Annotated in this window: 11 protein-coding genes; 9 read left to right on the top strand and 2 right to left on the bottom strand. The window is 37.6% G+C overall.

Annotated features, from left to right (window positions below):
- The 6 genes from B4H39_RS09870 to B4H39_RS09845 form a co-directional block, all read left to right on the top strand.
- Positions 1-330, top strand: a 330-nt coding sequence (locus B4H39_RS09870; RefSeq protein WP_286927574.1) for a hypothetical protein, incomplete at its 5' end; no start/stop codon positions are given.
- Between the two features lie 3 nt (positions 331-333).
- A complete protein-coding gene (locus B4H39_RS09865) occupies positions 334-2,394 on the top strand; it encodes a DUF1430 domain-containing protein (RefSeq protein ID WP_251422030.1) in 2,061 nt (686 codons plus the stop codon).
- Positions 2,395-2,400: 6 nt separating this feature from the next.
- The gene (locus tag B4H39_RS09860; protein WP_251422033.1) at positions 2,401-3,030 is read left to right on the top strand and encodes an ABC transporter ATP-binding protein; all 630 of its coding nucleotides are present in this window, start codon (positions 2,401-2,403) and stop codon (positions 3,028-3,030) included.
- 126 nt (positions 3,031-3,156) lie between these two features.
- A complete protein-coding gene (gene rplK / locus B4H39_RS09855; protein ID WP_202231635.1) occupies positions 3,157-3,582 on the top strand; it encodes a 50S ribosomal protein L11 in 426 nt (141 codons plus the stop codon).
- An 89-nt stretch (positions 3,583-3,671) separates the two neighbouring features.
- The gene (gene rplA, locus B4H39_RS09850; RefSeq protein WP_202231634.1) at positions 3,672-4,361 is read left to right on the top strand and encodes a 50S ribosomal protein L1; all 690 of its coding nucleotides are present in this window, start codon (positions 3,672-3,674) and stop codon (positions 4,359-4,361) included.
- Between the two features lie 237 nt (positions 4,362-4,598).
- A complete protein-coding gene (locus B4H39_RS09845; protein WP_202231633.1) occupies positions 4,599-4,955 on the top strand; it encodes a hypothetical protein in 357 nt (118 codons plus the stop codon).
- 155 nt (positions 4,956-5,110) lie between these two features.
- Here the strand turns inward: B4H39_RS09845 and B4H39_RS09840 are convergent, their stop codons facing one another.
- Together B4H39_RS09840 and B4H39_RS09835 are read right to left on the bottom strand one after the other, a co-directional pair.
- Entirely contained in the window at positions 5,111-5,338 is a 228-nt protein-coding gene (locus tag B4H39_RS09840; protein ID WP_202231632.1) for a hypothetical protein, read from the bottom strand.
- Positions 5,335-5,730: an HIT family protein gene (locus B4H39_RS09835; RefSeq protein ID WP_202231631.1), complete on the bottom strand. Its 396-nt coding sequence runs from the start codon at positions 5,728-5,730 to the stop codon at positions 5,335-5,337. Before B4H39_RS09835 ends, B4H39_RS09840 begins: the two co-directional genes overlap by 4 nt.
- Before the next feature lie 320 nt (positions 5,731-6,050).
- Here B4H39_RS09835 and B4H39_RS09830 point away from each other — a divergent pair, with 320 nt between their 5' ends.
- From B4H39_RS09830 to B4H39_RS09820, 3 genes are all read left to right on the top strand, one after another.
- A complete protein-coding gene (locus tag B4H39_RS09830; protein ID WP_251422036.1) occupies positions 6,051-6,692 on the top strand; it encodes an HAD family hydrolase in 642 nt (213 codons plus the stop codon).
- 745 nt (positions 6,693-7,437) lie between these two features.
- On the top strand, positions 7,438-8,178 hold the full coding sequence (locus tag B4H39_RS09825) for an ABC transporter ATP-binding protein (protein WP_271328295.1): 741 nt from the start codon (positions 7,438-7,440) through the stop codon (positions 8,176-8,178).
- Entirely contained in the window at positions 8,171-9,190 is a 1,020-nt protein-coding gene (locus B4H39_RS09820) for an ABC transporter permease (protein ID WP_202231677.1), read from the top strand. The genes B4H39_RS09825 and B4H39_RS09820 overlap by 8 nt, the downstream gene beginning before the upstream one ends.
- Positions 9,191-9,294: the final 104 nt, after the last annotated feature.

Raw genomic sequence — 9,294 nt, 5'->3', positions numbered from 1 at the left:
ACTGCTGAAAAAGCCTCTGCCGATGGTGTTTTTGGGGATAGCGTGGAAAAGCTAGAGCGCGCAGTCCGCATCTTACAGAATAATTTTACACGCCATGGACGGCAGGTGGCACACTCTAGGACCTGTCCAGATGCATTCTGGGGGAAGAAGACCTTGACAGCGGAGTATTATAACTGGGCTGTACCACATCAAAGTATGGCCTATGTTCGAAGAGGAGGACGTACCTATAGTGGCTGGTATCCAGCAGGTTATAAGGTTTGGACATCTTCTCGTGGGGATCATTATGATCCCTATGATTGGGGCTTTTACGCTCAAGGAAATCGCTGGTAATCTATGAATAAAGTTTTAAAAATTTCGCTATTGCTCCTTTTTTCAATCTTGTCTCTGATGCTTGCCTATATACGCAACAATGATAAAGAAGCAAAGAAGCTTATCGAAGCTGTTTCGCTCCCAGAATATACCCAAATCTATCAACCTGAAAAACATATAGAAAACTTCTCGGAAGGTTCAGAGCATGAATTTCTGGAGCGTAAAGATTTTATTCAAGTGATGGAAGAAGTCTCAAAGGAGTTCAATACTCCTTTTATCGTTCGTTCCCGCTTTATTGGTGCAGAAGATAATGGAAAAGGCAGGGTTAATTTTGCTCAGCCCCTCTCAAAGATTACTTTTTTCAAAACAGACTTTCAGTCCTCTGATGAAAAGTTTTTTGAAGACCATGGAGAGCAGGTAAGTATTGAAAATGCACCGATAAATAAACTGACGGATGAACAATACCAAGGCGCAGCTATCCTTTTTAAATCAAAAGTAAAAGAAGATGTTTTACAGTCACTCAGTCAAAAATTAAATCAAAGATTTTCCTTGAGAACGACACCCACAAGTTTGGTTACGCAACCCAAGTGGTATGTGGAGATGCCTCCGATTTTGGGAAATAATCAAAGACTAGAGTTTTTTATCAAAGTCATTTTCGTTTTTTACTTCATCCTCTTGCTCGTATGGACGATACTAAGGAGTAAGGAAGTGGCTATTTATTCTCTTAACGGTCTTTCAGCTTGGGAGATTGTTAAGCGAATATATCTTAAAGCTTTTCTTGTCACACAAACTTTTATCACCTTGTTTGCCAGTGTTTTTATTTTACGGCGCTTTGATATTCATTACCTGTCTCGCTTTGCCTTTCTTTTTATACTAAGTCTGCTTCTTATGAGTGGGATTATCGGACTTGTGATTAGAAATTCTCTCGTTAATCAAACCAATGATAAGTCTTTCTTGAAAAAGGCAAATATAGTCGTTTATATTGCAAAAACAGCTGCTTTTGTGGGCAGTGTTTATGCCTGCATGGGACTTATCTTTTTGCTCAACAGTAGTCTAGGTTTATTTCAGAAGTCTCCCATAGATGACTATGGAATATTTTATAAAGGTGGTCTAGGCTATTCAGAAAGTTATGGACAAGCTGTGAGAAGTAAAAATCTTTTTACTTATTTGGAAAATAATGGAGGGTTACATGCAGTAAAGAAATATCTACCTCAGAAAAATTTAGAAAAATATCAGGCTGTGGAAATCAACTCTGCTTATTTACAAAAATATACCATTAGAGATACAGAAGGAAAACCTGTAAATATAGACAAACATAGTAGTGAAGGAATTGTTCTGGTGAATGAGCATTTGAAAAATAAGATATCTGAAATTAAAAAGGGGTATAAAGAGCTACAAGAATTACCAGATGTTTGGTTTCAGGGAAAAGAAATACGTTACCTCTTGATCAAAGGCAATCAAAAAATTCCTGTTTTTGAAATGGACGAGACGGGATTCTATGAGGCAAGGCAAGAAAAAATTCAACCGGATTTGGTTGAAGTGCATACAGTAAAAAATGCAGGCTATAATACCTATATTAATATGTTTCAAAGGGCTAACCCTCTGGGTGTATTGGTCCCCATTAAAGAAAATGCGGAGAAAACTTATCTAGAGCTTTTGCCAGCTTTAAAAAAAGACAAGATTGCTAGTATCTTCACGTCTTTTGTTCCTGTGAGAAAAATAGCTGAAACAGATGTGAAGCATACTATAGGAGAGCCTTGGAGTTGGGTATTTAGAAATCTCTTGGTTTTTATTCTTTTCCTTTTGATGATTTTTTCTACAACGATAATTTATTTCAAAAGTAACAGAAAAAAGTTAGTACTTTATCGTGTACAGGGTTTCTCATTTATAAGAACTTACAGTAGCTTACTTGCGATGATTTTCATTCAAAATCTTGCATTTGCCCTTCACTCAAGGTCTATTGGCTATGATACAGAGGTTATCCAAGCCTATGTGTTGTTTACAATCATCGAGCTTGCTTTAGTCTTCCACCTCCTCACCCGTCTCGAAAAGAAAGAACTGGTCACCACCTTGAAAGGAGCATAAAAACACATGATAGAACTGCAAGAAGTGAGTAAAAAGTTTGGAAAACATCAGATTTTTGATAACTATTCCTTAAGTATCCCAGCTGAGAAAATGACAGCGATACTCGGGAAAAGTGGTGCCGGAAAGTCAACGCTGCTTAATCTGATTGGACTGATCGAAGAAGCAGACGCGGGAAGGATTTATGTAGCTGGACAGCAAGTCCCTAAGATAAATAGCAAAGCGGCTCTTCTCATGCGACGTAACTTTATTTCTTTTCTTTTTCAAAATTTCGCCTTGATTGAAGACGATAGTATTGAGCGAAATTTAAATATTTCTCTGGTCTACGAAAAAACAAATGGAAAAGAAAAGCGTCGCAGGATGAGAGAAGCTTTAAATCAGGTCGGAATTACTCATAAGTTGAGTGAAAAAGTGTATGCCCTGTCTGGTGGCGAAAAACAGCGTGTGGCATTGGCGCGTGCTTTGCTGAAACGCAGTAAGATTATCTTGGCTGATGAGCCGACAGGCTCCTTAGATGGAGAAAATAGAGGCCTGATATTAAGCTTGCTTCGGCAAGAGGTAGACAAAGGGAAAACAGTCATCATCGTCACACATGATCCAGCTGTTGTTGCGGCATGTGACGAATTCATTGAAATATAGAAACTTGACAAAAGTGTCCATATTTGATAGACTACTTAGGTATGTCTTTAGCATACAGGCGTGGAAGATAGAAAGGTCTATCATCATACCACATCACGAAAACAATATAATAAGGAGAAATTTATCGTGGCTAAACAAGTAGAAAAACTCGTTAAATTGCAAATTCCTGCCGGTAAAGCAACACCAGCTCCACCAGTTGGTCCAGCTTTGGGTCAAGCAGGTATCAACATCATGGGATTCACTAAAGAATTTAACGCGCGTACAGCTGACCAAGCGGGTATGCTCATCCCAGTTGTAATCTCAGTATATGAAGACAAATCATTTACATTCATTACAAAAACTCCTCCAGCAGCAGTTCTTTTGAAAAAAGCAGCTAAGGTTGAAAAAGGTTCAGGTGAACCTAACAAAGTTAAAGTTGCAACTGTAACAAAAGCACAAGTTGAAGAAATTGCAAAAACTAAGATGGCTGACCTTAACGCTGGTTCACTTGAAGCAGCAATGTCAATGATCGAAGGTACTGCAAAATCTATGGGATTTGTAGTAGAAGGTTAATTCTTAATTAATCATCGCTCATATTCCACACAAGTGGAAGGCTGTTATAATAACAGACAACCGATATTACCACAAGGAGAAATATAGAAATGGCTAAAAAAAGCAAATCAATGCGCGCTGCTCTTGAAAAAGTAGACGCAACTAAACTTTACAGCGTTGAAGAAGCAGTAGCACTTGCTAAAGAAACTTCAATCGCAAAATTTGATGCATCTGTAGAAGTTGCATACAACCTCAACATCGATACTAAAAAATCTGACCAACAAATCCGTGGTGCAATGGTATTGCCAAATGGTACTGGTAAAACTGCTCGTGTTCTTGTTTTCGCTCGTGGCGAAAAAGCTAAAGAAGCAGAAGCAGCTGGTGCAGACTTCGTAGGTGCTGATGAACTCGTGACTAAAATCAACGGTGGTTGGTTGGACTTTGACGTTGTTATCGCAACACCTGACATGATGGCCGTTGTAGGTCGTCTTGGTCGTGTCCTTGGTCCACGTAACCTCATGCCAAACCCTAAAACTGGTACTGTAACAATGGACGTAACTAAAGCTGTTGAAGAATCAAAAGCTGGTAAAGTGAACTACCGTGCTGATAAGGCTGGTAACATCCACGTACCAATCGGTAAAGTTTCATTCGACAACGAAAAACTTGTTGAAAACTTTAAAGCTCTTAATGCTGTTATCATGGCTGCTAAGCCAGCTACAGCTAAAGGTACTTACATCACAAACCTTTCAGTGACTACAACTATGGGTGCTGGTGTTAAAGTTGACACAACAAGCTTCTAAGTCGATAAATACAAGTGACTGAAAAAAGTCCCAAACATGAAAAAAGTGCTTGACCTGTGCATAGCAATGCTGAGGTTAGGCCCTTTTTTATTTGTGACTTTTGACTGCAGTCTTTTTCTCTTTTTTTGTTGCTATTATAATCTTTGGAAAGACTGGACAGTCTTCTTTTAGAAACATAAAGGAAATGTTTAGTAATTTATATTAGAGAAAATGACACTTTCATGATACAATGATAATATGAAACGAATTATCTTCCTGCTAACCTTTACAGTAATGATTTGGACAATCATAATTATGGGAACAATACTTGGATTTCCGATGCTGAGTTTACAATTGATTTCAATTTTATTACTTTTTGCGAGTTTTTGGCTTATAAAAAAAGACGGACGACAAGCTTGGACTCACCTAATTGTAATAGATGTGATGTTGTTTATTCTGCTTTTTGTCCTTTATACGTCACGTTATTTTTTTACATATTTTCGCTACAATGGTGCATTGACCGAAATTTTAGTAGTTGCGGGATTTTTTGTTATTTCCCAATGTGTAGGCATTTTCTGGGGCAGGCAGTTTTATATGGATAATCATAAAAAGTAGTACTTATTTTTTAATTTGCTGAAAAGTATCAATAAAATTGAGAAAATTAAAGAGGGAACATAATTTTTAACAATAGAAAACGTTCAATTTTGATACAAAATGTACCAAAGCTGAACGTTTTTTGATTATAGCGCTTGCCCAGTTACAATAGATTCTTATTTTTCGCTGCTTTTTTCTGCAAGTTTTTCTAAGATTTCGTTGATTTTATCAACTTTAGGCTGAGCGACAGCTTGAAATTCATTTATTTTTCTTTGAATTTCTTGACCTGTGAGTTCAGCTTTTTTTGCTTCAAGTTTTACTTTTTCCAAGTTAACTTTGACGTCATCTATTTCTTTACCGAGCTTTGAAAAGATTTCTGAGATATCATGGATGAACTCTTTCATTGGATTTCCTCCGCAATGGCACGTAAATCATAAGTATGTGCTGTAAATTTAGCGTGGAAACCGTCATCTTCAGCATAGCGAGGAATCAAATGTACATGAGTGTGGAAGACGGTTTGACCAGCTGTTTCTTCATTATTTTGTAAGATGTTCATGCCTTTTGCGCCAAAAGAGTTCACAAGTTTATTGCCAATTTCCGGAATTTTGGCAAAAAGTTGTGAAGCTTCCTCAGGGGCCATAGCCAGCAAGTTTCGTGTATGTTTTTTAGGCACAACAAGCGTATGACCTTTTGTGGTTTGTGTAATGTCTAGAAAAGCGATTAAATGCTCATCTTCGTAAACTTTAGTGCTTGGGATTTCGCCCGCAATGATTTTACAAAAAATACAATTATCCATAAGAAATCTCCCTGTTTAGTAGCAGAAGCCAGCGGTGGCTTATTGCATTGTTATAAGTAAATTATAACAAAATCTTTTAATTTTGCTTAGTCTAACTGGTCAAAGAATGTTGTTTCAAATAAACTGGCCAAAATTAATAAGGAAATAAAAAGAGACAAATAAAATTTATAAGAGTTCGCCCGCTGCTTGTAGAGCAAAGCAGAGAACAGCTGTGCTTGCGCTTCATCTTGTGTGAGGGCTAAGCAAAAAACAAAATCAATTACATTTGTGTTATAATAATTTCTAATAAATTATATCCGTTACAAAGGAGAAGGTTGACAATGGAAGCATATATTTTTGATTTTGATGGTACTTTGGCTAACTCAGGAAAGACGGGGATATTGGCAACCCAATCTGCGTTTCAAGAATTTAATTTAAAGGTTCCTTCAGAAAAAATGATTAATTATTATACAGGTATCCCAATTGAAAAGTCCTTTAAAAAAATGCTTCCAGATTATGCTTTCAGGGAAACAGAGTTTCAAGCTTTGCTCTCTGCTTTTCGACAATACTACAAGGAATATGAGCAAGAAAATCTGACACTGTTTCCTCACATTAAAGAAGTACTTCAGAAACTAAAGAGCTTGGGGAAAAGATTATATGTTGTGTCTAGTAAACATTCAGTCGCCTTAAAAAGAAATTTAGAATATCTGGATATTGCTGTATATTTTGAAGGTGTTGTTGGTTCTGACCAAGTTGAACATTACAAGCCAGCGCCTGACGGGGTCTTATATATCTTAAAAACTTATAGGATTGATCCGGAAGATTCGATTATGATAGGTGATGCATCCTTTGATATCCAAATGGGAAAAGCAGCAGGGATTAAGACCTGTGCTGTGTCATGGGGAGCACATAGTTTTGAGGATTTAGATAATGAAGCGCCGAATTTTTTGATTAATCATGTAGAAGATTTGCTGAAGCTATAGGTTTTAAGTTAGAATGCCTCATGCTTTTAGATTCGAACAATCTGTTTTTGTTTGTCAAAATCAATCTTGTCCTCTTTGAAAATGGTAAGACGCTTATTTCATTTGATAAGTTAGATTTTGCTTTACTTTTTGTAAAGGGATGCTGGTTTTATCCATTTGACAATAAAATTGCAGGAAAAAACTTGTTAGCCGTTCTCTAAAAATATTATCGGAAATAAGTGCCTTAGAATTAAGGGGAATTTTTAAACAGATTAGTGAGGGCTGCTGTCCATATTTAAAAAGATGAAAGAGGAGTATCCATTAAGATATTCTCCTTTTCCGTGTTTTCTTGTTTTAAAGGATGAAAAGAAGATAAACGCCAGCCCATTTGGAGCATTATTGATCGTTCTAAGTGTTACTGGCATTAATAAGGCGTAAGCGAAGCTAAACAGGATTGAAGTCCAAGAGGGCTGTACATGAAAAATAGAGACCGGGACAAAAGTCCGAAATAATGAAAAAACGCTCCATCATGACAAACAAGAATGCCGTGGTTGAGCGTTTTTCATCTTGTGATTTTGCCTAGAAGCAATCGCTTTCGACTTTTGTCCCAGCTTTATTACATTTTATGGGCGCGATAATGAAGGGAAATATGAGTTAGCTAATTAAAAGCTGGACTAAAGGCCTTATGCAGTAGAGGGGAGCAAAAGAAGGGGGGATATGATAAAATTAACGTATAACAAATTTGAAAAGAAGTGGAGATATTAATGTGGCTCTTAAAATAAGTAATCTGACTGGAGGATATTTTGGCCATCCAGTCCTTAATGACGTGAGTTTCGATATAGCAGATGGGGAGTTGGTTGGTCTTATCGGTCTTAATGGTGCGGGAAAATCAACAACAATTCAGGAAGTCATCGGACTTTTAACGCCTTATTCTGGTCAAATTGAGTTAGACGGTATTACCTTGCAGGAAGATTTGGAAGGCTATCGTCGGAAGATCGGTTTCATACCTGAAACCCCAAGTCTTTATGAAGAGTTGACGCTACGTGAACACATTGAAGTAACAGCTTTGGCTTATGGAGTACCTGTGGAGGAGGCTATGCCTCGTGCAGAGAAGCTCTTGAAAACCTTTCGTCTGGAAGATAAGTTGGACTGGTTCCCAGTTAACTTTTCTAAAGGGATGAAGCAAAAAGTGATGATTATTTGCGCTTTTTTGACAGACCCAAGCCTATATATTATTGATGAACCATTTTTAGGATTGGATCCTTTAGCCATTCAAGACTTGATTACGTTGATGCTTTCTATGCGTGATGCTGGAGCTTCCATTTTGATGAGTACACATATACTTTCGACAGCAGAAAAGTTCTGTGATAAGTTTGTTATCCTACATGAAGGACAAGTGCTGGTTGCTGGTACTATTGATGAATTACGCGCAAAGTTCGGCAAGGAAAATGCCAGCCTTGATGAAATTTATTTAGAACTGACGAAAGGTGTAAATGCTCATGAATAGCTTGTTTGAAGAACGCCGCAAAGCATACTACCGGCAAAACCTCAAATACTTGCGCTATGTTTTTAATGATCATTTTGTGCTTTTCTTGATGATTTTGTTGGGTGCACTGGCTGTGCAGTATGCTCAATTTTTACAAGCGCATAGTTTAAATACGGCTGGCAAAGTGGTCTTGATCGTTTTAATATCAGCTCTGAGTCAAGCTTTTGGAAGACTGGCGAGCTTTGTTGAGTCTGCTGATAAGGTTTTCCTTCTGCCACAAGAGAGAGCAGTTCGTAAACATCTATATGTTTCCTGGTTACGTTCCTTAATCTTACCAGCCTTTATTAGCTTTAGCCTGATTGGGCTTTCTGCGCCTCTTTTAAACTGGTCCCTGCTTTCTCTTGGGCTGTGGTTTGCTCTATTGTTCCTCTTGAAAGCAGCTACTTTGGCTTTTCGCCTAAGCCAGATGCTTCCAAAAGGGATTATTGCTTGGGAGGCATTAATTTCCTATGAAGAAAACCGTAAGACGAATACTTTGAGATTTTTTGCGCTCTTTACCAATGTCAAGGGCTTAAAAACACAAAGTCGTCGCCGGAGATATCTGGACTTTCTATTACCGAAAACACTTCGTACCTATGAATATCTCTTTAGCCGTGCCTTTTTACGTTCTGGGGATTATTTATCACTGACTTTGCGCTTACTGTTCCTGGCGATTTTATCCTTAATTTTTATTGGGAATCCTGTTGTTGCGGTGATTTTGGTGGCTGTGTTTAACTATCTGTTGCTTTTTCAATTGTTTGCTTTGCAAGAATCCTTTGATTATCAACTTTTGACACGTATTTACCCACTGCGTCGCTCCTCAAAGTTTGCGGCTATTAAATGCGTTCTGTCGCGTATAATGCTCTTTGTCACAGCTGTAGAGCTTGTGTTTGGCTTAATTTTTTTGCATGTCAAACTTTATATTTTACTCGTGCTACTCGTCAACTTCTTTTTAGTGAAATTCTATATAAAACTTCGCTTAAAAGGAAAATGAATGTTTAGATTTATTGAATAAGACCTGCTCAGTTGGTTATGGAAACCGACTGAGCAGTTTTTTATAGATTCAAAAAGCAGCCCTTTTCTCATCAAACACTCATT

The sequence above is a fragment of the Lactococcus sp. UBA7128 genome (assembly GCF_002492185.1).
GTDB lineage: Bacteria > Bacillota > Bacilli > Lactobacillales > Streptococcaceae > Lactococcus > Lactococcus muris.
Note: the sequence above shows the minus strand (reverse complement) of the source record. Positions and strands in the feature narration are given on the sequence as shown.

Excerpts from the sequence above, each read along its gene's own strand:
- B4H39_RS09835 (WP_202231631.1), bottom strand. The coding sequence starts at position 5,730 with ATGGATAATTGTATTTTTTGTAAAATCATTGCGGGCGAAATCCCAAGC.
- B4H39_RS09860 (WP_251422033.1), top strand. The coding sequence starts at position 2,401 with ATGATAGAACTGCAAGAAGTGAGTAAAAAGTTTGGAAAACATCAGATT.
- B4H39_RS09840 (WP_202231632.1), bottom strand. The coding sequence starts at position 5,338 with ATGAAAGAGTTCATCCATGATATCTCAGAAATCTTTTCAAAGCTCGGT.
- rplA (WP_202231634.1), top strand. The coding sequence starts at position 3,672 with ATGGCTAAAAAAAGCAAATCAATGCGCGCTGCTCTTGAAAAAGTAGAC.
- B4H39_RS09865 (WP_251422030.1), top strand. The coding sequence starts at position 334 with ATGAATAAAGTTTTAAAAATTTCGCTATTGCTCCTTTTTTCAATCTTG.
- B4H39_RS09830 (WP_251422036.1), top strand. The coding sequence starts at position 6,051 with ATGGAAGCATATATTTTTGATTTTGATGGTACTTTGGCTAACTCAGGA.
- B4H39_RS09845 (WP_202231633.1), top strand. The coding sequence starts at position 4,599 with ATGAAACGAATTATCTTCCTGCTAACCTTTACAGTAATGATTTGGACA.
- B4H39_RS09820 (WP_202231677.1), top strand. The coding sequence starts at position 8,171 with ATGAATAGCTTGTTTGAAGAACGCCGCAAAGCATACTACCGGCAAAAC.